The 22235-nt window shown below is 69.5% G+C and carries 20 protein-coding genes; 6 read left to right on the top strand and 14 right to left on the bottom strand.

Annotated features, from left to right (window positions below; all coding sequences use genetic code 11):
- Positions 1–331: 331 nt before the first annotated feature.
- Positions 332–1777 (top strand): M28 family peptidase, encoded by a 1446-nt coding sequence (locus KAH28_RS05890; protein WP_290575048.1) that lies wholly within the window; start codon positions 332–334, stop codon positions 1775–1777.
- Positions 1777–3084 carry a hypothetical protein gene (locus KAH28_RS05885; protein WP_290575047.1) on the top strand — a complete coding sequence of 436 codons (1308 nt, stop codon included), beginning with the start codon at positions 1777–1779 and terminating at the stop codon, positions 3082–3084. The genes KAH28_RS05890 and KAH28_RS05885 overlap by 1 nt, the downstream gene beginning before the upstream one ends.
- 28 nt (positions 3085–3112) lie before the next feature.
- Here KAH28_RS05885 and KAH28_RS05880 read toward each other — a convergent pair whose 3' ends face one another.
- The 12 genes from KAH28_RS05880 to pyk form a co-directional block, all read right to left on the bottom strand.
- On the bottom strand, positions 3113–3877 hold the full coding sequence (locus KAH28_RS05880) for an energy transducer TonB (protein WP_290575046.1): 765 nt from the start codon (positions 3875–3877) through the stop codon (positions 3113–3115).
- On the bottom strand, positions 3874–4275 hold the full coding sequence (locus tag KAH28_RS05875) for a biopolymer transporter ExbD (RefSeq protein WP_290575045.1): 402 nt from the start codon (positions 4273–4275) through the stop codon (positions 3874–3876). Before KAH28_RS05875 ends, KAH28_RS05880 begins: the two co-directional genes overlap by 4 nt.
- A gap of 9 nt (positions 4276–4284) precedes the next feature.
- On the bottom strand, positions 4285–4677 hold the full coding sequence (locus KAH28_RS05870) for a biopolymer transporter ExbD (protein ID WP_290575044.1): 393 nt from the start codon (positions 4675–4677) through the stop codon (positions 4285–4287).
- Positions 4667–5359, bottom strand: coding sequence for a MotA/TolQ/ExbB proton channel family protein (locus KAH28_RS05865; protein WP_290575043.1), 693 nt, complete (start codon positions 5357–5359; stop codon positions 4667–4669). Before KAH28_RS05865 ends, KAH28_RS05870 begins: the two co-directional genes overlap by 11 nt.
- A gap of 201 nt (positions 5360–5560) precedes the next feature.
- Positions 5561–6709 carry an FAD-dependent oxidoreductase gene (locus KAH28_RS05860; RefSeq protein WP_290575042.1) on the bottom strand — a complete coding sequence of 383 codons (1149 nt, stop codon included), beginning with the start codon at positions 6707–6709 and terminating at the stop codon, positions 5561–5563.
- A complete protein-coding gene (locus KAH28_RS05855; protein WP_290575041.1) occupies positions 6710–6880 on the bottom strand; it encodes a rubredoxin in 171 nt (56 codons plus the stop codon). It abuts the gene before it with no gap.
- A gap of 76 nt (positions 6881–6956) precedes the next feature.
- On the bottom strand, positions 6957–8114 hold the full coding sequence (locus tag KAH28_RS05850; RefSeq protein WP_290575040.1) for an alkane 1-monooxygenase: 1158 nt from the start codon (positions 8112–8114) through the stop codon (positions 6957–6959).
- Positions 8115–8186: 72 nt separating this feature from the next.
- Positions 8187–8903: a gamma-glutamyl-gamma-aminobutyrate hydrolase family protein gene (locus KAH28_RS05845; RefSeq protein ID WP_290575039.1), complete on the bottom strand. Its 717-nt coding sequence runs from the start codon at positions 8901–8903 to the stop codon at positions 8187–8189.
- Positions 8864–9919 (bottom strand): amidoligase family protein, encoded by a 1056-nt coding sequence (locus KAH28_RS05840; protein WP_290575038.1) that lies wholly within the window; start codon positions 9917–9919, stop codon positions 8864–8866. Before KAH28_RS05840 ends, KAH28_RS05845 begins: the two co-directional genes overlap by 40 nt.
- Before the next feature lie 195 nt (positions 9920–10114).
- Positions 10115–12223: a polyphosphate kinase 1 gene (ppk1, locus tag KAH28_RS05835; protein ID WP_290575037.1), complete on the bottom strand. Its 2109-nt coding sequence runs from the start codon at positions 12221–12223 to the stop codon at positions 10115–10117.
- A 43-nt stretch (positions 12224–12266) separates the two neighbouring features.
- A complete protein-coding gene (locus tag KAH28_RS05830; RefSeq protein ID WP_290575036.1) occupies positions 12267–12977 on the bottom strand; it encodes a glycerophosphodiester phosphodiesterase family protein in 711 nt (236 codons plus the stop codon).
- Positions 12977–14413 (bottom strand): pyruvate kinase, encoded by a 1437-nt coding sequence (gene pyk / locus KAH28_RS05825; protein WP_290575035.1) that lies wholly within the window; start codon positions 14411–14413, stop codon positions 12977–12979. The genes KAH28_RS05830 and pyk overlap by 1 nt, the downstream gene beginning before the upstream one ends.
- A gap of 126 nt (positions 14414–14539) precedes the next feature.
- Between pyk and purT the strand changes: the two genes are divergently transcribed.
- The 3 genes from purT to KAH28_RS05810 all read left to right on the top strand — a co-directional run bounded on the left by purT (position 14540) and on the right by KAH28_RS05810 (position 17452).
- Positions 14540–15727, top strand: coding sequence for a formate-dependent phosphoribosylglycinamide formyltransferase (purT, locus tag KAH28_RS05820; RefSeq protein WP_290575034.1), 1188 nt, complete (start codon positions 14540–14542; stop codon positions 15725–15727).
- 31 nt (positions 15728–15758) lie between these two features.
- The gene (locus KAH28_RS05815) at positions 15759–16790 is read left to right on the top strand and encodes a porin (RefSeq protein ID WP_290575033.1); all 1032 of its coding nucleotides are present in this window, start codon (positions 15759–15761) and stop codon (positions 16788–16790) included.
- A 92-nt stretch (positions 16791–16882) separates the two neighbouring features.
- The gene (locus tag KAH28_RS05810) at positions 16883–17452 is read left to right on the top strand and encodes an ATP-dependent zinc protease (protein WP_290575032.1); all 570 of its coding nucleotides are present in this window, start codon (positions 16883–16885) and stop codon (positions 17450–17452) included.
- Positions 17453–17522: 70 nt separating this feature from the next.
- Here the strand turns inward: KAH28_RS05810 and KAH28_RS05805 are convergent, their stop codons facing one another.
- A complete protein-coding gene (locus tag KAH28_RS05805; RefSeq protein WP_290575031.1) occupies positions 17523–18224 on the bottom strand; it encodes an SIMPL domain-containing protein in 702 nt (233 codons plus the stop codon).
- Positions 18225–18306: 82 nt separating this feature from the next.
- The gene (locus tag KAH28_RS05800) at positions 18307–19704 is read right to left on the bottom strand and encodes a succinylglutamate desuccinylase/aspartoacylase family protein (protein WP_290575030.1); all 1398 of its coding nucleotides are present in this window, start codon (positions 19702–19704) and stop codon (positions 18307–18309) included.
- 200 nt (positions 19705–19904) lie between these two features.
- On the opposite strand from KAH28_RS05800, the gene KAH28_RS05795 reads away from it, so the two are divergent.
- Positions 19905–22232 (top strand): mechanosensitive ion channel domain-containing protein, encoded by a 2328-nt coding sequence (locus KAH28_RS05795; protein ID WP_290575029.1) that lies wholly within the window; start codon positions 19905–19907, stop codon positions 22230–22232.
- Positions 22233–22235: the final 3 nt, after the last annotated feature.

Raw genomic sequence — 22235 nt, 5'->3', positions numbered from 1 at the left:
AACGCGGCGTTCGGTCTCCTCTCCGTTGCCTCCGGGCTGCCGATTCGTCATCTGATACCAGCGGTTCCGGCGTTTGATACAAGTCGCGCTCGCCCGGGCGCAATAGATTGTGCGCTGACGGCGGGCTTCGGGCTTGCCAGCACCCTATAACGATCAGAGCGTACAGGTTACGCCGACCGGGAGGAGATCCGTGAAACCGAGCTCGAAGCGCTGGGCGCTTGTTGCGTGCATCACCCTGTTTCTCGCGGCCTGCGGGGGTAGCGAGAGCGGGTCGCCATCCAGGTTGTCGGCGGGTGAATGCGCGCGCGACACATCCGAAGCGGCCCGCGGCATGCCGAGCGAGGAGCGCATCTTCGGCTGGATCGAGGATCTAGTGGGCATCGGCTATCGCCGCACCGGCACGCCGGAAGGGGAGGCCGCGGCCGCCTACGTCAAGTGCCAGTTCGAGGCTCTCGGGCTGGAGGATGTGCACTACGAGACCGCGACCTCCTGGAACTGGCAGTTCACGAGCCACGGCTTGAGTCTGGATGGCGAAGCCATCGACAGCTATCCCACTGCGCACAGCTTCGTCACGCCGGACGAGCCGTCGACCTTCTCCACCGGGCCGAACGGCCTGACGGCCGAGATCGTCGACGTCGGTCGCGGGACATCGCTCAACATGGCCTTGCAGGATGTCGAGGGCAAGATCGTGCTCTTCGATCTGAAGTTCCTGCTGCCGCCCGTCGGCTTCGCCGCCTTCATGGAGTTCCTCTGGGATCCGGGCCTGACCATCGTCGAGCCGTCCTTCTTCGTCGGCAATCCCTTCATCACCAGCTACGAAGGCTTCGCCGAGGCGGCGATGGAGGCGGGCGCCGTTGGCTTCGTCGGTGTGCTCGCGGACTACTTCGACTCGAACAAGTATCACAACGAGTTCTATCGCCGCACCGAGGTCGATATCCCGGGTGTCTGGGTCACGCGCAAGGAAGGCGCGCGCATGCGCGAGCTGATGGCTGCGTCGGAAGGAACGCCCACGGCGACTCTGGAGCTGCACGGAAGTCGCGAGGAGGCCGAGGCGCGCACGGTGGTGGGCTTCCTCCACGGCCAGAGCAAGGACACCATCATGGTCCAGTCCCACCACGATTCGGTGTTCTACGGCGCGGTGGAGGACGGCAGCGGCACGGCCGCGGTGCTGGCGCAGGCGCAGTACTTCGCCTCGCAGCCGCCCGAGTCGCGCGAGAAGACCCTGATGTTCACGACCTTCGACAGCCACTACACCGGCTATCAGTCGCACCGAAAGTTCGTGCGCAAGTACGTCATCGACAAGGAAACGCCCTACAACATCGTCGCCAACGTCACGCTGGAGCACATCGGCAAGCAGGGGCTGACCGGCGACGACGGCGAGCTGGTGATCACTGACCAGCCCGAGATTCGCGCCATCATCGAAAACCTGGGGCCGACGCTGAAGCTGAAGCTCATCGACTCGGTGATACGGCACGACCTGCGCCGGACCGCGATCCTGCAGGGGCATGTCATCTGTCCGCTGGGGCTGATGCCCACCGATGCCGGCTTCATGTGCGCGGCCGGCGTGCCGACGGCATCGCTGATCGCCGGCCCGAACTATCTCTACGACATCGCTGACACTCTCGACAAGGTGCACCGCGAGGATCTGGTCCCGGTCACCAAGACCTTCGTCGAGCTGATCGAGGCCATCGACGAGACACCGAGTGTGCTCATCGGTGTGCCCATCGTTCCCGGTCTGTTGAGCGATCTGCTCTTCGACTTCCTGGCGGAAGACTGATGGCGGCACGTGGTGCGCACGTCGTGGCCGGTCTTCTGGCGCTGCTGCTGATTGCCTGTGGCTCCGACGAAGGCGGCGCGATGCTGTCCGGCGAGGACCTCGGGTTGGACAAGGGTGCCGGCCCGGATGGCAGCTACTTTGCGCAGCCGCCGGACAGCGCCGGGCGGAACATCCGCACGCGCTGGCCGGTGCTGTTCTCGCACGCCTGGTCGCGCATCGCCGACACCAGCTTCCAGGGCGATGAGCCGCACCCGGTCAACGAGTTCGAGCGCTACGGCGTCAAGAAGGCGCTGGAGGCCGAGGGCGTGGTGGTGTATCAGCCGGACAAGCTGGCATTCGCTTCGCACGAGCGGCGTGGCCGGCTGCTCTACAAGAAGTGCGCCGGCGGGACCATCGACGAGATCCTCTGCGAGGGCGCCGATCCACAGGTGGTGGACGGCGTGCATGCCGCCACAATCGATTACTGCAGCCGCGCCGAGTTGCGTGTGCGCAACGGATTCGCCGACGAGCAGAGCTGCCGCGAGGGGCTGCAGTTCAACATCATCTGCCACTCGCAGGGTTGTGCAGATTCGCGCTACATGATGGCGGCGGTGCGCAATGCATTCAGCGGCGAGCTGATGTACCGCCATGTCGCGAGCTGGACCTCCATGGCCGGTGCCAACAAGGGCACTGCGCAGGCCGACGCGGTGCAGGAGCTGCTGCTGGCCTGCGCGCAGCCGAGGTGCCGTTCGCTGGTGCTGGACGCCGCATTCGGCATTGCCTCGCTGATCCAGAATCAGGCGCTGATCCTGGAGGGCGGGGAATCGGTGGTGGCGCTGACGCGCAAGTACATGACGGTGACCACCGACATGAAGTGCGATCCGCAAGAGCAGGCCTGCCCGCCCAGCTTCAACGAGCGCTATCCGCTGCCCGAGGATCCGGGTCACCCCGTCCTGTACCAGAGCTTCACTTCGCAGATCGATGACATCAATCATCCCTGCTACGCGGATAATCGTCTCTACTGGGAGATCGTGCGCGAGCGCGAAGGCCCCAACGACGGCAATATCTCGGTGGACTCGCAGCGCTTCACGACCTACGGCCCGGGCGATGCGGGCGCGCCCACACCGGTGATTCCGCGCTGGGTCAGCGCCACCAGCAACGACCCGGCCCGGCCGCATCCCGGCCTCGACCACATGGCCTACAGCAGCTCCGAAGTGCCGGGCATGGAAGGTGTCAGTTGCCTCGGAGAGGACAACAGCGCTTTCGCATTCAGCCGCGTCGGCCTCTATCGGGGCATCGTCGCCGAGCTGGCCGGATGGGGGTACTAGGAACGGGGCATCGCCCCGCCGGGAGTGCTCAGCGCAGCGTGAAACCGATGGCGACCAGCAGCTCCATGCGGTCGACGGTCATCTCGTCGGGCATGGCCGGCATGGGGTCGGCGCGGCGGATCATGTCCTCCACCGCTTCGTCGAGCATGCGCTCGCCGGACGACTCGCGGATCTCCCATTCCAGCACGCGGCCGTCGCGGTCGATGACGAAGTAGAGCCGGGCCACGCCCTCCATGCGCATGGCGCGGGCGCGGCGCGGGTAATCCTTGTGGCGCTCCAGCCAGGCGCGCAGCGCGTTGCGGTAGCTGGGCGGAGCGCTCTGCGGGCCGCCTGTGGTACCGGTGCGCGTCTCCGGTGCGCTCTGCTCGGCGCTGGCGGTGGCGGCCGGTTCGGGTGGCGGTGGCGCGGCCGCCGGAGGCGGTGGCGGGCTCGCGTCCGCGCTGCGCTCCTGCGGGACGTCGACCGGCTCCGGTTCGGGTTCGGGCTCCGGCTCGGGTTCCGGAATCGGCTCCGGCTCCGGTTCGGGCTCCGGCTCCGGCTCCGGCTCGGGTTCGGGCTCGGGCTCCGGCTCGGGTTCCGGCACGGGCTCGGGAACCGGGTCCGGTGCGGGCGGTTCCGGTGACGGTTCCGGTTCCTGCGACGTCTCCGGCGCCAGCGCGATGGTGACGGCGCGCTCGCCCCTGTCGATGGCGTCGGGGCGTTCGAACCCGGCGGTGACACGGATCAGCAGCGCGCCGTGGGCGAGCACCGCGATGATCAGCACGACCGCCCACTGACGCGTTTCGCGCTTCATCCTTCGCCCGCGTGCACGGTGAGCAGGCGCACCTTGGCAATGCCGGCGTCGCGCATGACGCCGAGAAGCTCGGTGACGCGCCTGGCCGATACGCCGGCGTGCGCCTTGATCTGCATGGGCGCATCGTCGGGACGGTCCGCCAGCCGCTCGGCCAGCGTGGCGTCGTCGATCGCTTCGCCGCCCAGTGCGAGCCGGCCGTCCGCGCTCACCGCCAGCAGATCCGAGCGCGGGTTGCTGTCGGTGGCGTTCTCGGTGCCGGGCGGGTCGACCTCGAAGGGGGCCCGCGTGTGCAGGGCGCCGGCGACCATGAAGAAGATCAGCAGCAGGAAGACGATATTGATCAGCGGAAGGATGTTCTCCTCCACCGACCGATGGCGTTTCGGCAGGGGCAGCAGCACGGCGCGCGCCTAGTCCCGGCCGAGCGCCAGTGCGTCGATGCCGCTGCCCGCCAGCGCGTCGAACACCGCGATGGTGCGGCCCAGTGTCACCCCCTCGGCGGGCTGGACCACCACCGACGAGATGTCACCGGCGGCGAGCTGCCGCCGGAGGATCCCGGCGACATCGGCAGGCGAGTCGAAGCGCCCGCCGTCGAAGCCGATGGCGTCGTCGGCCCGCACGATGATGGTGGCGGACGGCGGATGGTCGGCGTCGGCCGGTGCGCTGCCGGTGGCGATGTCGATGCCGCGCCAGTCCATCAGGCTGGACGCCAGCATGAAGAACACCAGCAGGATGAAGACGACGTCGATGAGCGGTGTCAGGCTGATGCGGTGCTGGCGACGCGGTGTGACCTCAATGTGCATGGGCGGCCGTCGCACCGGCGGCGGCATCCTCGGTGGCGTCCTCGGCGCCCATGCCGCGCGTGAACACGCGGGTCAGCGCATCCTGCATGTCCTCGTGCAGGCGCTCGACGATACGCTCCAGCCAGTTCAGCGCGGCCACCGCCGGAATGGCGACGACCAGGCCGACGGCGGTGGTCAGCAGCGCTTCCCAGATGCCGCCCGAGAGGATCGCCGGGTCGACCTGGCTGCCCGCGGCCTCCAGCGCGCGGAATGCCTCGATCATGCCCATGACGGTGCCGAGCAGACCCAGCAGCGGCGCCAGCGATCCGATCACCTCCAGCGGGCGGAAGTAGCTGCGCAGGGCGCTCAGCTCGCGCGCGCCGACGCGGGCGGCCTCCTCGCGCGCGGTGGCTTCACCGGCGCCGCCGTGCAATGTCCGCATGGCCCCGGCGAGCGCGATGGCGACCGGATTGCGCCTGCCGTCGAGGGCGGAGAGCGCTGCTTCACGTCGGCCCGTGTGCCAGTCGGCCAGGGCCGGATCGACGAAGCTGCGCTCCCAGATGCGGACCTGCGCGAACTGCCAGAGCTTGAGCAGGACGATGGCGAGTCCGAGCACCGACATCGCGCAGAGGACGGCGACGACGGGACCGCCGAGCGCCAGTGCCTCGGCGAGCGGACCGGATGGGGTGATGGTGGGTTCCACGGCGGATTGCCTCGGGCGTGCGTGCGTTCGTTGCAGTGCAGTATGCCGGAAATGACCCGCAATGCGAATACGTCGCACTTATTTTTCGCGGGCGGTTCCGGTTGCAGGTCTGTTCTTGCAAGGAGCGCACCAGCTGCGGTGGCACGGCCGGAAGCCGTACCGCCACAGTGACGGCGGAGGCCCGCGCGCCGGCCCCGGGCGCTAGTCGCGGGCGGCGAGAACCGGCGGCATGCGCCCCGCGAACGCGGCGCGCTGCTTGGTTGCTGCACCGGTCAGGGCGAAGCCGGTCTCGGTGCCGTCGCCGCGCACGAATACCGCCTCGAGATCGGGCGCCTCGCCGCTGACCCGCCATTCGCCTTCGCCATCGAGCGGGGGGCAGACCAGCGTCGGGCAGGCCGGGGTCTTGACGATCACCGGCATGGGCGGAAGCGTCGCGTCGGTCGGGGCGCCGGACAGCGTCCGGGCCAGCGCGCGTGCGGCGTGCGCGATGGGCAGCACGTACGGCATAGGCTGGGGCTTGCCGTCGGCCGGGACGTCGACGCAGTCACCGAGCGCGTAGACATCGGGCGCGGAGGTACGGAACTGCGCGTCGACACGGATGCCGCGTCCGCACGCGAGCCCGGCCGCCTCGGCAAGCTGGGTGTCGGGGCTGAGGCCGATGGCCGAGAGCAGGACGTCGAACTCGTGCTCCGTGCCGTCGTCGAGGCGCGCCCGCTTGCCCTCAACCATCGCGATGCCGTGGCCGAGCGCGAAACGCACCCCGATGGCCTCGAGCCCGCTCTGCAGCGCCCGGCCCTGGGCCTCGGGCAGCAGCCGCGGAAGCGGCCAGCCGGCAACGTCCACCACGGTCACGGCGTGTCCGGCCGCGGCGAGATCGTTGGCGAACTCGCAGCCGATGAGCCCGGCGCCGGCGATGAGCACGCGGCAGCCCGGAGTCAGGCGATCGCGGAACAGACGGTAGTCGTCGAGGGAATTGACCGACACCGCATCCGGCCCCAGTGCGCTCAGGCGGATGGGCTGGGCGCCGGTCGCCAGCACGAGCTTGCCGTAGCGCAGCGTCTCGTTGCCGAAGCGCACGGTGCGCGCCTGCGGGTCGATCGCGTCCACCGTGCTGTGGACGTGGATGGTGGCGTCCACTGCGGCGGCCGCGGCCTCGGACGGCTGCTGGACCAGCGCGTCGGGCGTCTTCTCCATGGCGAGCGCCTTGGAGAGGTTGGGCTTGTAGTAGGCGCAGCCGTCATCGCGCGTGACGATGTGCAGCGGCGTCTCGGTGTCCAGCTTGCGGAACTCGCGGGCCAGCGTGTAGCCGGCGTGGCCGCTGCCCACGATGACGATCGGCGAGTCGCTCATCTACTCGTCGACCGGCACCATCTCGAAGTCGTCCTTGGACGCGCCGCAGTCGGGGCAGGTCCAGTCGTCGGGGATGTCCTCCCACTTGGTGCCGGGCTCGATGCCTTCCTCGGGAAGGCCCTTGGCCTCGTCGTACTCGAAATCACAGATGAGACAACGCCACTTGCGCATGGAATCGTTACCAGTTCAAAGCCACAAAAAAGCGGCGCGCCGATAGCGCGCCGCCGCGTATTGTGCCCGTTTGCGCTCAGGCGGTCCCGTAGCGCGCCATCAGCCTGGCTTCCTTGCCGGGTTGCAGCGCTGCCTTGGAGAGGTCGCCGTCGTGGTGCGTGACCACCTTCGGGTCCATGACCCGATACCAGAGCCACGGGACGTAGGCCAGCGTGATCATGCCGGCGTAGCCGGTGGGCAGCTGCGGCGCCTCGTCGAAATGGCGCAGCGCCTGATACGAGCGCGTAGGATTGGCGTGGTGGTCGGAGTGTCGCTGCAGCTGATAGAGCAGCAGATTGGTCACGGTGTGGTTGTTGTTCCATGAATGCCGCGGCTGGCAGCGCTCGTAGCGGCCACTGTCCAGCTTCTGCCGGCGCAGGCCGTAGTGCTCAAGGTAGTTGACCACTTCCAGCAGCGAGAAGCCGTAGACCGCCTGGATGAGGAGAAAGGGCAGCACGATCCAGCCGAACCACGCCGTCAGCCCGGTGAACAGGACCACGGTCATCGCCCAGGCCTGCAGGTTGTGGTTGTGGATGCTCCACACGCCGTGGCCGTTGCGCTCCAGGCGCCGGGCCTCGATCTCCCACGCCGAGCGCAGGCTGCCGATGACCGTGCGCGGCAGGAAGGCGTAGAAGCTCTCGCCCATGCGCGACGAGGCGGGGTCCTCGGGTGTCGCCACGCGCACGTGGTGGCCGCGGTTGTGCTCGACGAAGAAGTGGCCGTAGGCCGAGGTCGCCAGCGCGATCTTGGCCAGCCACTGCTCGAAGCCGTCGGTCTTGTGACCGAGTTCGTGGCCGGTGTTGATGCTGACACCCGACACGATGCCGACCGACACCGCCGCGCCGAGATACGCCCACCAGGCGAGATCGAGCGTGGCCACCGCCCAGCAGCCCCAGAGCAGCGAGAGGTACTGCAGCGGCACCGCCAGATAGGTGGCGTAGCGGTAGTAGCGCTCCTTCTCCAGGCGCGGCACGGCCGCTTCCGGCGGATTGCTGCGGTCCTCGCCGATGACGAAATCGGCGATCGGGATGATCAGGTACAGGAACAGCGGCGCGAACCACCAGAACACGCCCCAGCCGGTGAGCGTGTAGAAGCCGTAGCCGATGATCGGCAGGAGCATGACCGGTGCTCCCAGCAGCCAGAGATACTTCTTGCTGTCCGCCCAGTTGGCGGCATCCATCGTGGTCGACGTCATGGCCGGAATCCTCCGTGCGGCACGCTAATGAACAATCGTTTAATTAAACGATAGTTCAGGGCCCGGGCAGTGTCAATCCCGTGCCCGGATGCCGCGCGAACGTCGGCCGGCGCGCCGCACCAGGGCGGCGATGAGACGACGCTGCGCGCGCTTCTGCGGCAGGTATTCGGGGTGCCACTGGACCCCGATGCGGAAGGCCGTGCCCGGGGCCTCGACCGCCTGCTTGATGCCGTCGGCGTCGCGCGCAACCGTGCGCAGGCCGCGTCCGAGATCGCGCACGGCTTGGTGATGGAGGCTGTTGACCCGCAGCGTGCGGTCCCCGCAGATGCGGGCGAGGCGGCTGCCGGGCCGCAGCACGGCGGTCTTGCGCGGCAGCACCGTGCGGCGGTTGCTGGTCAGTCGCCGCCGGTGCCGGATGTCGGCGTAGAGCGACCCGCCCGACGCCACGTTGAGCAGCTGAGCGCCGCGACAGATGCCCAGCACCGGCAGATCGTCGGCCAGGGCAATGTCCAGCAGCGCCAGCTCGAGCCGGTCGCGGGCCGGGTCGGCGGCCGGTGCGCCGGGGTCATCGTCGCTGTACAGCGACGGGTCGATATCGTCGCCGCCGCCGACGATGAGACCGTCGAGATGCCGCTCGCCGAGCGGCCGCGACGGCGTGATGCGCAGCGGGCGGCCACCGCTGGCGCGCACCGCGGCCGCCGCGAACCACCAGCCCCACGGCAGCGACGCGTCGCCGCCGGTGATGCCGATCAGCGGCCGCCGGCCAGCGATGCGTCGTCCAGCAGCCATGCGCGCGCTTGCCGCTCCCAGTCGCCCGCCAGCCGGTCCACCAGGCTCTCGTGACAGGCGAGGAAGGCCGCCGCCATCTCCTGCCGCCGCGCGTCATCGCCGGCCAGATGCTCGACCTGCAGCCAGTCGCGCCAGATCTCGCGCCAGCGCCAGTCGGGCTCGTCGATCTGGCAGTTGGGCAGGCGGTAGTGCAGCGCCGGGCGCGACTTGATGCGGTCGTCGTCGGCTACCGCCTGGACACGCGCTTCGTCGAGCAGCGCGAAGACGGGCAGCATGTCCAGCGAGCGATTGCGCGTCGGATTGTGGGTCAGGTAGTCGTCGATCAGCTGGTCCTGGTCCGGTGCGTAGCCGGGCTGCAGGATGTGGCGCGCATAGGCCAGCGGATAGGGCTCGATGTACGGCGACAGGCGCCGCGAGATGTCGGGATGGCAGCGCTCCCGCAGCCACGGATAGAGCAGCGCGTAGGCCTGCATGTAGCCGAGCAGCGTGGCGGCGTCGATGGCGGGCAACTCGACGTTGAGATGCAGACCGAAGGCATAGAGCGGCGAGTGCCGCGTGCCGCGCGCACCCGCACGGCGCAGATCACCGACCAGACCGTCGATGACGTCGAGCTCGTCCATCGGAACGGGCGGCGTGACGATCTCGAAGGGCACCACCTGACGCGCCAGCGCCGCCAGCAGGCTCTCGGACAGCTCTTCCAGGCTGTTGCGCCAGTCCGCGGAGTGGTCGTTCTGCTCGCGTCCCATGGCCTTGAGGAAGGCGAAGTCCAGCTCGATGCCGAAGGTGCCCCAGCGGGTGTCGCGGACCTCGGCCTCGTAGTCGGAGATGATGTGGGCCTGTCCGCCCGTGCGCTGCGGTACGAGCTCGCACAGGCGGGCCAGGGACAGGCCGGAGAACTCGAACTCCAGTCCGAGACGGCGCACGTCGCCCGAGGCGGTGACGCCGCGCGGCGGCATCGGACCGGTCGAGGGCCGCTCGCGGCGGCGCCACCATTTCCGGAATTGCGAAGGGATCATTGCGTTGCCCTGAAGTGTGCGGAGGGAGGCCGGCTCGGACGGTGGGACATCACGGGTCTGCGGGTTCCTCTCGTTGTGGTGCCGATGACGTGCCGCAGGGGCGCCGCCGAATCTGCGCGCAACCGCGTCGTCGGGTGAAACATGCGGGACCGGGGCGCGTGAACGGCACCCGTTGCCCCCCGGTGCGTGGTCCGATCAGGTCGCGGTCGCCTCGAACAGCAGCGTCTGCTGGGCGCCGGCGTGGTCCTCGTCCGGAACGCCGGTACGAGTGTAGTGCCCGTCGGCGTCAAGCTCCCAGGCGCGCACGCGGTCGTCGATGTAGCACTGCAGCTCGGCGAGCACGCGCTTGCGCAGGCGGGCGTCCAGCACCGGAAAGGCAACCTCGACGCGCTTGTAGAGATTGCGTTCCATCCAGTCCGCCGACGACAGCCATACCTCGGGCTCGCCGCCGTTCTCGAAGCAGAACACCCGGGTGTGCTCGAGGAAGCGGCCGATCACCGACGTCACCCGGATGGTGTCCGAGATGCCGGGCAGTCCGGGGCGCAGGCAGCACATTCCGCGCACCACCAGCTCGATCGGCACGCCGGCCTGGGAGGCCCGGTACAGCGCCTGGATCATGCTGGCGTCGACCAGCGAGTTCATCTTGGCGCGGATGCGCGCCGGCTTGCCGGCGCGGTGGTTGTCGGCCTCGCGGTCGATCCGCTGGATCAGTGTCCGTTGCAGCGTGAACGGGGAGTTCAGCAGCCGCTCCATGCTGGTCACCTTGCCCAGCGAGGTGAGCTGCAGGAAGACGTTGTGTACGTCGTGCCCGATCTTGGTGTCGCTGGTGAACAGGCCGTAGTCGGTGTAGAGACGTGCGGTCTTGGGGTGGTAGTTGCCGGTGCCCAGGTGCACGTAGTGGCGCAGGCCGCTCTCCTCCCGGCGCACCACCAGGATCATCTTGGCGTGCGTCTTGTAGCCCACCACGCCGTAGACCACGTGCGCGCCGACCTCCTGCAGGGCCTCGGCGAGATCGATGTTCTCGGCCTCGTCGAAGCGGGCGCGCAGCTCGACCACCACCGTGACCTCCTTGCCGGCGCGCGCTGCCTCGATCAGCGCCTCCACGACGGGGCTCTTGGCGCCGGTGCGGTAGAGCGTCTGCTTGATGGCCAGCACATTGGGATCGCGCGCGGCCTGGCGCAGGAATTCGAGCACCGGTGAGAACGAGTCGTAGGGGTGGTGCAGCAGCACGTCGCGCTCGCGCAGCGTGGCGAAGGCGTCCTGGGTCATGCCCTTGTGCACCCGCGGGGTGAAGGCCGGGAACTTGAGCTCCGGTCGCTCGATCAGGTCGGGCAGCGCCATCAGCCGGTTGAGGTTCACCGGCCCGTTGACCTGATAGACGTCCGCCGGGGTCAGGTGCACGGTCTCCATCAGGTAGCGCCAGAGGTGCTCGGGACAGTTCTGGGCCACCTCGAGGCGCACCGAGTCGCCCCACTGGCGCTGGGCGAGCTCGCCTTCCAGCGCCTCCAGCAGGTCCTCGGTCTCCTCCTCGTCGACCAGCAGGTCCGAGTTGCGCGTGATGCGGAACTGGTAGCAGCCGGTGGCCTGCATGCCCGGGAACAGGTCGTCCACATAGGCATGGATCACCGAGCTCAGGAAGACGAAGTCGTACGGGCCGGAGCCCTTGATGTGGGACGGGATCTGGATGAGCCGGGGCAGCGCGCGCGGTGCCTGCACCACGGCGAAGCCGCTGTTGCGGCCGAAGGCGTCCTTGCCCTGCAGCTGGACGATGAAGTTGAGCGACTTGTTGAGGATGCGCGGGAAGGGGTGCGCCGGATCGAGCCCGATCGGCGACAGCACCGGCATGAGCTCCTCGTGGAAGTAGTTCTCCAGCCAGTGGTCCTGCTCGGTGGTCCATTCCGAGCGCCGCAGAAAGCGGATCTTCTCCTGCTCCATGGCCGGCAGCAGCACGTCGTTGAACACGCGGTACTGCTCGTCGACCAGCGCGTGCGCCCGGTCGGCGATCTCGCGCAGCAGCTCCTGCGGCGCCTTGCCGTCGGCGCCGCGCTGGTTGGGGTTGAGCTCGGCCATCTTGATGAGGCCGGCGACGCGGATCTCGAAGAACTCGTCGAGATTGGAGCTGGCGATGCAGACGAACTTGAGCCGCTCGAGCAGCGGCATGCTTTCGTCGAGCGCCTGCTCCAGCACGCGCTTGTTGAACGCGAGCAGGCTCAGCTCGCGGTTGAGATAGAGTTCGGGCGCGGCCAGATCGGGGCTTGGGGCCTCGTCCGTGGCCTTCACCGCGACGTTGGTCTGACTGTCCATGGCGCCTTATTGCAGCGCGACTGTATGACGCGCTCGTGACCGGTTAGGTGTGCAGCATAAATCGACCGGGATGATCCGTGAAAATTCCCGCGGCGCCGAGCTTCCGCAGCCGTTCGGCCTCTTCCGGATCATTCACGGTGTAGACGTGCGCGCGCAGTCCGGCGGCGTCGAGCGCTGCCATCATCTCGGCGGTGGCCAGGTCGCGCGCCAGATGCACCACGTCGGTGTCGAAACGCTGCGCCGTGGCGATGGCCGGCCCGGCATCCTCGGCGAACAGGGGCGCCACCGGCACCTGCGGCAGCGCGGCCCGGAACGCCGCCAGCGCGGCGTGATCGAAGCTCGACACCAGCAGGTCGGCGGCGCGCCAGCCGCCGGCGAGCGCCGCATCCAGCGCCGCTGCGGTGCGTTCGCCGACCGCCCGACCACCCTTGAGCTCGATGTTGAGCGCGGCACGACCGCGCAGATGGTCGAGCACTTCCTCCAGGGTCGGGATGGCCGTGCCGTCCCCGGCGTCCAGCGCCCGCAGCGCGGCCAGCGGAGTTTCGAGCAGTGCGCCCGATCCGTCGGTGCGGCGCTCCAGCCGATCGTCGTGGAACACGATCAGTGCTTCCGGGTGGGCCTGCACGTCGAGCTCGATCCAGCGTGCACCGTGACCGAGCGCGGCGTCGAAACCGGCCAGCGTGTTCTCGGGCGCGCTGCCCGCCGCGCCGCGGTGGCCGAAGATCGTGAAGCCGTCGAGAGCCGGCCGGCGCATCAGTCCTCGACGCTGACGATCTTCATGGTGTTGGTCCCGCCCGGTCCGTCGAAGTCGCCCTTGGTGATCAGTGCGCGATCGCCGGCCCGCAGACTGCCCAGCGCCTTCAGCATGTCGACCGCCTCCTGCGCCGGCTTGATGCTCTCCAGGTCGGTGGGCGTGAAGGCCAGTGGATAGACGCCGCGGCACAGCGTCATGCGCCGGCGCGTGGCTTCGTGCTGGGTGAGCGCGAAGATGGGGATGCCGGTATCGCTGCGCGACATCATCAGCGCGGTGGCGCCGGATTCGGTGAGCGCGACGATGGCCTGCGCGTTCATGTGCTGCGCGGTCCAGATGGTGGCCATCGCGATCGCCTCGTCGGTGCGCACGAAATGGCGCGACATGCGTTCGCGGTTGCGCGGCTCGGGCATGGCGGCCTCGGCGCCACGGCACACGCGCGCCATCGCCTCCACGACGCGCGCCGGATGCTTGCCGGCCGCGGTCTCCGCCGACAGCATGACGGCGTCGGTGCCGTCCATGACCGCGTTGGCCACGTCGAGTACCTCGGCGCGGGTCGGGATCGGGCTGGTGATCATCGACTCCATCATCTGCGTCGCGGTGATCACCATGCGGTTGTCCTCGCGCGCCGCGCGCGTGATGCGCTTCTGCCAGCCCGGTAGCTCGGCGTCGCCGATCTCCACGCCCAGGTCGCCGCGCGCGATCATCAGCGCGTCGGAGGCCTCGATGATGCTGTCCAGCGCCAGCAGCGCTTCGGCGCGCTCGATCTTGGCGACCAGCGCGGCACGGCTGCCGGCGGCGTCGAGCAGCTTGCGCGCCTCGCGCATGTCCTCGCCGTTGCGCGGGAAGGACACCGCCACGAAATCGACTTCCAGTGCGGCCGCGTGCGCGAGATCGGCGAGGTCCTTGTCGGTGAGCGCGGCCGCGGAGAGGCCGCCGCCGGCCTTGTTGATGCCCTTGCGGTCTGAGAGCACGCCCCCGATCACCACTTCGGTCTCGATGCGGGTGCCATCCACGCGCGTCACGGTCAGCCGGATGGCGCCGTCGTTGAGCAGCAGCGCGTCACCGGGCGCGACGTCGTCGGGCAGGTCCCGGTACGCGCAGCCGACGATGGTCACGTCGCCGGCATCGGCCGGATGCGCGGTATCGAGCACGAAGCGCGCGCCGCGCTCGAGGGTCACCGGGCCGTCGCGGAAGCGCTCGACGCGGATCTTGGGGCCCTGCAGGTCGGCGAGGATGCCGATGTCGCGCTGCAGCTCGGCGGCGGCTTCGCGCACCTGCGCGATGCGGCGCGCCTGATCGTCCTGGGTGCCGTGCGAGTAGTTGATGCGTACCGCATCCACGCCGGCGCGCAGCAGCGCCATGAGGGCGTCGGGATCGTCGGTGGCGGGGCCGAGGGTGGCGAGTATGCGGGTGTGGCGGCGCGGGTCGTTCTGCATGGGCGCTACTTTACGCCGGCAGCGCTTGCGACTGCGTGAAGCCCCGCCCGGGAAGCCCCTGCTCCGGGGCATCTGTGCCAATCTCTCGCGCACGCCGCCACCATCGCACGAGGGAGAAGCCTGCCAGTGACCACCACCATCGGAACCCCGCTGAGCGCCGACGCCACCCGCGTGCTGCTGCTGGGCAGCGGCGAGCTGGGCAAGGAGGTCGCCATCGAGCTGCAGCGGCTGGGCGTCGAGGTCGTGGCCTGCGATCGTTACGCCGATGCACCTGCCATGCAGGTGGCGCATCGCAGCCATGTCTTCCCGATGCTGGACGGAGCGCGTCTGCGCGAGGTCGTGGAACGCGAGCGGCCGGCGCTGATCGTGCCCGAGATCGAGGCCATCCACACCGAGACCCTGCTGGCGCTGGAGGCCGAGGGCTGGCGCGTGGTGCCCACCGCGCGCGCGGCGCGGCTGACCATGGATCGCGAGGGCATCCGCCGTCTGGCCGCCGAGGACCTCGGCCTGCCGACCTCGCCCTACCGATTCGTCGACGATCTTGCCGCCTGCCGCGATGCGGTGGCGGCGGTCGGTCTGCCCTGCGTCGTCAAGCCGGTGATGAGCAGCTCCGGCAAGGGCCAGTCCACCATCCGCAGCGAGGCGGATATCGACGCCGCGTGGGCGTACGCGCAGGCCGGCGGGCGCGCCGGCGCCGGCCGCTGCATCGTCGAGGGCTTCGTACCGTTCGACTACGAGATCACGCTGCTCACGGTGCGGGCGGCCTCCGGCACCCGCTTCTGCGCGCCCATCGGGCACCGCCAGGTGGACGGCGACTACCGCGAGTCGTGGCAGCCGCAGCCGATGAGCGATACCGCCCTGGCGCGCGCCCGCGAGATCGCGACCGCGGTCACCGACAGTCTGGGCGGCTACGGCATCTTCGGGGTCGAGCTGTTCGTGCGCGGCGACGAGGTGCTGTTCTCCGAGGTCTCCCCGCGTCCGCACGACACCGGACTGGTCACGCTGATCAGCCAGGACCTCTCCGAGTTCGCGCTGCACGCACGCGCCATCCTCGGTCTGCCGGTCCCGGACGTGCGCCACTACGGTGCCGCTGCGTCGTGCGCGCTGGTGTTCGAGGGCGACGACGAGGCACCGCGCTTCACCGGCATCGGCGAGGCACTGGCCCATCCCGATGTGCACCTGCGACTGTTCGGCAAGCCCGGTCTCGGCGGGGGGCGGCGGCGCATGGGCGTGACCCTGGCGCTGGCCGACAGCGTCGAGCTTGCACGCGAGCGTGCCACCGCGGCGGCGGCCTGCATCGCTTTGGCAGACTGATCCGCGACATTCGCAGCAGCGGGGGAACGCGATGACGGGACGCGACAGCGCGAGAGCGCTCGGCGCGGGCGTGGCCATGGCGCTGGCGGCAACCGCCGCGCACGGTACCGACGACGCCGGCTGGAAGCCGATGGGCTTCGCCCAGCTCACCATGGAGCAGCGCGGCGACGGCGGCATCGACTTCGGTGCCGACCGTGTCCGTGCCGGGGCGCGGTTCAGCGCGGGCGACTTCGGTGGCGGACTGGTGCTCGACTTCAACGTGCCCGACGCCGGCGACCGCACGCCGGGCACCCTCACCAACGTCATCAAGGATGTCTACGGCGACTGGCGCTTCCATTCGCGCTGGCTGCTGCGCGTCGGCCAGTTCAAGACGCCGCTGGGCATGGACTTCAACACGCCCGGCCATCGCCTGGACATCACCAAGCGCGGCATGGAGAAGCCGCTGGTGCTGGAGCGCGACCCCGGCGCCATGGTCAGCGGCCGCGGTCTGCCGGGCGGATTCGGCGTGGATGCCGGTGCCTTCAATCCCGCCGGCCGCTCCGGCGCCACCACTCACACCACGGCCCAGGAAGGCGAGGACAACGCCTATGCCGGGCGTCTGCACTGGGACGGTGTCGAGGCCCTGCACGCCGAGATCGCCTATGGCACCAGCGAGGCCGCCGGTGGTCCCGGGACCGAGGACTACCGTGTGCTCGACGCGGGGCTGCGCTTCACGCGCGGGCCGCTCACCCTCAAGGCCGAATGGATCGACGGCAGCGATATCCGCGGCATCGACGGCCGCGACGAGCGCGTCGTCTACGGCCACGCCGACTACCGGCTGTCGCAGCGCTGGACCCTGGTGGCGCGCCACTATGCGGGGCGCAGCGAGCCCGCGACCGGCGGCGACAGCAACCTCGGGAATACCTACCTGGGCGTGACGGTGCATCCGCCGATGCGCGGCCCGGTGGTGCTGCGGCTGCAGATCAACGCGGTCCTGGAGAGCGGCGACGGCGAGGCCTACACCGGCCTCGGCGGATTCCGCGACGATGCCGTTCTGGTGCAGGCCCAGGTCGCGCTGCGCTAGCGTGCCGGTGGAGCGGACAGGCCGGCGCGGGTAGGCTGGCATTCAGGGCCGGGGCGGCAGCCTTGCCCCGTCATTCGCAATGGGAGAACCGCATGATCCGCGCCGCCGCGCCCGCGCTTGTCGCGCTCGCCGCCAGCATTGTTGCCGTCCCGCCGCTCCAGGCCAACGACGAGATCGCCCACGTCTACGGCTGGGTCGAGAAGAGCCGCATCATGGCGATGGACGCCGAGATCAAGGCCAAGCTCGATACTGGTGCGCTGACCTCGTCGATGCACGCCACCGACATCGAGCGCTTCGAGCGCGACGGTGACGAATGGGTGCGCTTCGAGGTAGCGGTCGAGGACGAGCGCGACGGCAGCGACAAGCGCGAGACCTTCGAGCGCCCGGTGTACCGCAACGTCATCATCCGCGGTGCCGGCGGCGAGGAGCGCCGCCCGGTCGTGCTCATGGAGGTCTGCTTCGGATCGGTCGTCCACGAGGAGCAGTTCAGTCTCGAGGATCGCAGCGACATGATCTATCCGGTGCTCATCGGTCGCCGGACCATCCAGCATCTCGGCGTCATCGACGTGACCCGCACCTTCCTCAACGGCGCCGACTGCGACATGGACTCGCCGGTCGAGAAGCACGAGGGTCAGGAAGCCGACGACGACATCGGCGCGTAGTCCGGTCGGAGCCGGTGCCGCCGCGGCGACACGCTCTCCGTCCATGCACGGCCCGGCTCCGCCGAGCGCGTCAGTCCTTCAGGAAGAACTCCACGGTCGTCACCACGCGCACACGCTTGATGTGCGGCGACAGGCGGTCGCGATCCTCGATCGAGAAGTAGCCCTGCCGCGCCCGGCGGATGCCGCCGACCTCGGCGCCGGAATCCTCGGCGAACTGCTCGGCGGCGTCGCGGGCGCTGCGCGTGGCCTCGGCGATCATTTCCGGCTTGATGGCGTTGAGCGACGTGAACAGGTACTCGGTGGGGTACTCGTAGTTGCGGTTCAGCGAGACGCCGGCGGCGACCAGCTCCTGGCTGTCCTGCTGGGCCTCGCGCACCGCGTCGACGTCCTCGCTGCGCAGCAGCACGACCGCCTGCGCCTGATAGCGCTCGGCATCCTGCTGCCCGTAGCCCTGGCGATCGTTGATGTTGGGCGGAGCGCGCGTGATCTGCCCGGCGGTGAATCCGCGGCCGCGCAGAAAGCCGGTGATGGCGTCGCCGTCGGCACGCAGACGCTGCTGCAGCGTTTCCAGATCATCGGCCGTGGTGGTGTAGGCCAGTGACCACAGCGCGAGATCGGCGGGCACTTCGCGCTCCGCGAGGCCCTTGACCTCGACCACGCGGTCGGCACCCCGCAACGTGGTAGCTGCCTGCGCCACGAACCAGCCGGCGAGGGCCAGTCCCACCGCCACCAGCAGGCCCATGATGGCCGCTGCGCTCCTGCCGTTCGTCATGCTGTATCTCCGTGTCCGAGCCGCTCCGGTCGTGATCGTCGCAGCTTGGCGGCGGCGTTGCCATTGCGGCCCGGCACCGGCGTCAATCCGGTCGTTCCGGGTTGTCCGGGTCCGGCTGATTCTCGGTCTCGGCCGGTGACGGCGCCGGCGCCGCATCCGGCAGGCTGTCCGGGGCGATCACGGCCTCCGGTGCCGCATCCGGCGGGGTCGGCGCGTCCGGCGCGGGTGCGCCCGCCTCGGTCGCGGCATCCGCGGCCGGTTCCGCTTCGGTGGCGGGCGCCTCCCGCCGCTGCACACCGATATGGTAGGCCGCGAAGCCCGGGATCACCGCCTGATTGAGCGCCATGCCGATGACGCGGCCGGTGTACGGCGAGCGGATCTGGACGCGACGGTTGGTGATGGGGTCGGTGACGTTGCCGAGCAGCTCGCCCTCGGACACTTCCTGACCGATGTCCACCCGGCTGGTGAGGATGCCGCCGTCGTCGGCGCGCACCCAGTGCGACTCGTAGTACACCGGCTGTGGTTCGCCCCAGAGGGTGAAGCGCGGCACCATGTCGAGGTGGCTGAGCAGGCTGCGCAGCGCACGCACGCCGTGCTCGACCTGTTCCCGCTGGAAGCGCATCGGCTCGCCGGCCTCGAGCGTCACCGTGGGCGCGCCGGCGCGCGTTGCGGCTTCGCGAAGGGTGCCCTCGGGCGGCACGCTGTTGAGCACCACGGTGGCGCCGAAGCCGCGGGTCAGCTCGGCGACGTCGGGTTTCGACAGGTCCGCCCGCAACTGCGGCAGGTTGGTGCGGTGGAAGGAACCGGTGTGCAGGTCCACCAGCGCATCGCAGTGGCGCACGATGTTCTCGAACATCGAGTGCGCGATGCGCGACGCGGCGCTGCCGTCCGGGTCCCCCGGGAAGTGGCGGTTGAGATCGCGCCGGTCCGGGAGATAGCGCGAGCCCTGCCGGAAGCCGAACAGGTTGACGATGGGCACGCCGATGAGCGTGCCGCGCATGCCGCGCGGATCGACGTCATAGAGCAGCTGGCGGACCATCTCGATGCCGTTGAGCTCGTCGCCGTGCACCGCCGCGGTCAGGCACAGCGTCGGCCCCGGCTCGGTGCCGTGCGCGACCAGCACCGGCGTCGGTTCGGCGAGGCCGGTGAAGGAATCGCTGGCGTACCACGGCACCTGAAGCGTCTCGCCCGGCGGGATGCTGCCTTCGAGGATCTCGAAGGCAGCGACCGGACCCGAGCGCGCGCTGCGCGTCATGGCGTCCAGCGCCTGGTCGAGGGTGGGCGGATCCGGTGTCGTGGGAGCCGCTTCGGGCACGCTGCGCGCCGACGGTGTCTCCACGGTCTCGAGGGTCTCGGTCGCGACCTGGACGGCACCCTGGGCGGTCTCGTCGTCGGATTCGACGGCCGCGACAGGCTGACCGGCCAGCACCGCCAGCACCACTGCCGTCGGGATTCTTCGGTATCGGGGGGATTCGCGCATGGGGGGAGGCTCGCAGAGTTTGCGCTCGGTGGATACACCCATCCTGGCGGCGCCACTGCGACATCCGCTGAACAAATCCCCGGAGGTTGGACAGCAGGGGGTTAGCGGTTTTTGCGCGTCTCACTCGCGTTTAGACTCCGCGGTTCCATTCACGAGGGCGTGCCCCGGAGCGCGCCCCGCAAGTGCCTGGGGAGATGCTGATGCCCGGCTGGCTGCAGCGGCACCGGTTGCTCGGTGTCGCCGTTCTGTTCTCGGCGCTGCTGGCGCCCTTCGCGGCGCACGCGCAATCCGGCGACAGTGCGCAGGACGGCTCGGTGCCGGCCTACAGCACGATCGCGGATGCGCTCGAGGACGAGACCGCGCGCAAGGCCCTGATCGCGGAGCTGCGCGCGCTGGCCGCGGAGAAGGAAGCAGCCGGGGCATCGGATGCCGCCGGGTCCGCCGACGAAGCCGCATCCGCGCCGGATGAGCCGAAGCCCTCCGTGTCCCGGCGCTTCGCGGCCCTCACCCAGCAGGTCGCGGAGGGACTGGCACGCGAGTTCTCCGAGGCGGTGGCGGCATTCTCGTCCGCCGGGTCCGATACCGCTGCGGTCGACTGGCCCGCGCTGGCCCGGGCAAGCGTCGATCTGGTGGCGGTCATCATCGCGGTCCTGGTGGTGTACTTCGCGCTGAGGCGGATCTGCACCCCGATCTACCGGCGGCTCGACGGCTGGTCGCAGCGGCCCGCCGCCAGCGCGCTGCTGCGCAAGGTTTCGGCGGTGGTGGTGGCCGCCGGCATCGACGGCGTCCTCATCGTCCTGGCGTGGGTCGCGGGCTTCGCGCTGGCGCTGTTCGCGCTCAGCGAGCCCGGCGCGATGGATGCGCGCCAGACCATGTTCCTCAACGCCTTCCTGCTGGTGGAGGCCTTCAAGGCGCTGATCCGCATGCTGTTCGCGACGCGCTTCGACGGCCTCCGCCTGCTGCCCATGTCCGCCGACGTGGCGGCCTACTGGAACGGGTGGTTCGCGCGCCTGTCCGGTTTCATCGGTTACGGCCTGCTGCTGGTCGTGCCGGTGGTCAACGTCAATGTCTCACCCGAGGCCGGGCGCGCGCTCACACTGGTGGTGATGGTACTCGCCTTCGTCTACGCGGCGGTCGTCATCCTGCGCAACCGCGACCGGGTATGCGACCAGTTCCAGCACTATGCCGCCGGCGCGCAGCTCGGCGTCGGCCGGGTGGCGCTGCACGCGCTGGCGCGCATCTGGCACCTGCTGGCGCTGACCTACTTCGCGTCTCTGGCGGTGGTCGCCATCCTGCGTCCCGAGGACGCGCTGCCCTTCCTGCTGCGCGCCTCGGTGCAGACGCTGATCGCGGTCGGTGGCGGCGTCTTCGTGGCCATCGTCATGGCGCAGATCATCAGTCGCCGCATCCGCCTTCCCGACGAGGTGAACCGCAAGTTCCCGCTGCTCGAGACGCGCCTCAACGGTGCGGTGCCGGGCGCCCTGCACGTGCTGCGCGGCGTGATCCTGCTGGCGGTCGGGCTGGTCATCCTGGACGCATGGGCGGCCTTCAACCTGCCCGAGTGGCTGGGCTCCGACGCGGGCACGGCCTTCCTCGTCACGCTGATCTCGGTGGGCTTCGTGCTGCTCATCGCCAAGGCGGTCTGGATCGGCTTCGCGAGCTGGGTCGAGCTGCGTCTCAACCCGGACAGCGACCGCGGTGCGCCGTCGGCGCGCGAGGAGACGCTGCTGGCACTGTTCCGCAGCGCCTTCCTGATCGTGCTGACCGTGCTCACGGCGATGATCGTGCTGTCCGAGATCGGCATCAACATCGGCCCGCTCATCGCCGGTGCCGGCGTGCTCGGCCTGGCCATCGGTTTCGGGGCGCAGAAGCTGGTGCAGGACGTCATCACCGGCGTCTTCATCCAGCTGGAGAACGCGATCAACACCGGCGATGTCGTCACCGCCGGTCCGGTCACCGGCACGGCCGAGAAGCTCACCGTGCGCTCGGTCGGCATCCGCGACCTGTCCGGCACTTACCACATCGTGCCGTTCTCCAGCGTCGATACCGTCTCCAACTTCATGCGCGATTTCGCGTACCACGTCGGCGTCTACGGCGTGGCGTACCGCGAGGACATCGACGAGGTCATGATCCAGCTGCGCAAGGCCTTCGATGCATTGATGGCGGATCCCAGCCAGGCGCCCAAGGTGCTCGAGCCGCTGGAGCTGCACGGCGTCACCGAGCTCGCCGACAGCTCGGTGAACATCCGCGTGCGCATCAAGACCACGCCCGGCAATCAATGGGCGATCGGTCGCGAGTACAACAAGCTGGTCAAGCAGCACTTCGATGCTGCCGGCATCGAGATCCCGTTCCCGCACACCACGCTGTACTTCGGCGAGGACCGGTCCGGCGGCGCGCCGGCAGCGAACGTGCGGATGCTGGAGGCGCGCGACGTCACGCCGCGCGGCGACGAGGATGCCCCCGCGGTGCGCAGGCGGGTCGAGCAGAACCCCACCGAGCTGGGCGACTTCGACGAGGACGGCGGCTGACCG

It is taken from the genome of Algiphilus sp., from assembly GCF_023145115.1.
Classification (GTDB): domain Bacteria; phylum Pseudomonadota; class Gammaproteobacteria; order Nevskiales; family Nevskiaceae; genus Algiphilus.
This window is presented reverse-complemented; position numbering and strand designations above follow the sequence as displayed.

Coding starts and splice junctions, on each gene's coding strand:
- KAH28_RS05860 (WP_290575042.1), bottom strand. CDS start 6,709: ATGAGCGACTCGCCGATCGTCATCGTGGGCAGCGGCCACGCCGGCTAC.
- KAH28_RS05830 (WP_290575036.1), bottom strand. CDS start 12,977: ATGCGCCGGCCGGCTCTCGACGGCTTCACGATCTTCGGCCACCGCGGC.
- KAH28_RS05810 (WP_290575032.1), top strand. CDS start 16,883: ATGATCCGCGCCGCCGCGCCCGCGCTTGTCGCGCTCGCCGCCAGCATT.
- KAH28_RS05850 (WP_290575040.1), bottom strand. CDS start 8,114: ATGACGTCGACCACGATGGATGCCGCCAACTGGGCGGACAGCAAGAAG.
- pyk (WP_290575035.1), bottom strand. CDS start 14,413: ATGCAGAACGACCCGCGCCGCCACACCCGCATACTCGCCACCCTCGGC.
- KAH28_RS05795 (WP_290575029.1), top strand. CDS start 19,905: ATGCCCGGCTGGCTGCAGCGGCACCGGTTGCTCGGTGTCGCCGTTCTG.
- KAH28_RS05870 (WP_290575044.1), bottom strand. CDS start 4,677: ATGCACATTGAGGTCACACCGCGTCGCCAGCACCGCATCAGCCTGACA.
- KAH28_RS05840 (WP_290575038.1), bottom strand. CDS start 9,919: ATGATCCCTTCGCAATTCCGGAAATGGTGGCGCCGCCGCGAGCGGCCC.
- KAH28_RS05855 (WP_290575041.1), bottom strand. CDS start 6,880: ATGCGCAAGTGGCGTTGTCTCATCTGTGATTTCGAGTACGACGAGGCC.
- KAH28_RS05880 (WP_290575046.1), bottom strand. CDS start 3,877: ATGAAGCGCGAAACGCGTCAGTGGGCGGTCGTGCTGATCATCGCGGTG.
- KAH28_RS05800 (WP_290575030.1), bottom strand. CDS start 19,704: ATGCGCGAATCCCCCCGATACCGAAGAATCCCGACGGCAGTGGTGCTG.
- KAH28_RS05815 (WP_290575033.1), top strand. CDS start 15,759: ATGACGGGACGCGACAGCGCGAGAGCGCTCGGCGCGGGCGTGGCCATG.
- KAH28_RS05805 (WP_290575031.1), bottom strand. CDS start 18,224: ATGACGAACGGCAGGAGCGCAGCGGCCATCATGGGCCTGCTGGTGGCG.
- KAH28_RS05890 (WP_290575048.1), top strand. CDS start 332: ATGCCGAGCGAGGAGCGCATCTTCGGCTGGATCGAGGATCTAGTGGGC.
- KAH28_RS05885 (WP_290575047.1), top strand. CDS start 1,777: ATGGCGGCACGTGGTGCGCACGTCGTGGCCGGTCTTCTGGCGCTGCTG.
- ppk1 (WP_290575037.1), bottom strand. CDS start 12,223: ATGGACAGTCAGACCAACGTCGCGGTGAAGGCCACGGACGAGGCCCCA.
- KAH28_RS05845 (WP_290575039.1), bottom strand. CDS start 8,903: ATGGCTGCTGGACGACGCATCGCTGGCCGGCGGCCGCTGATCGGCATC.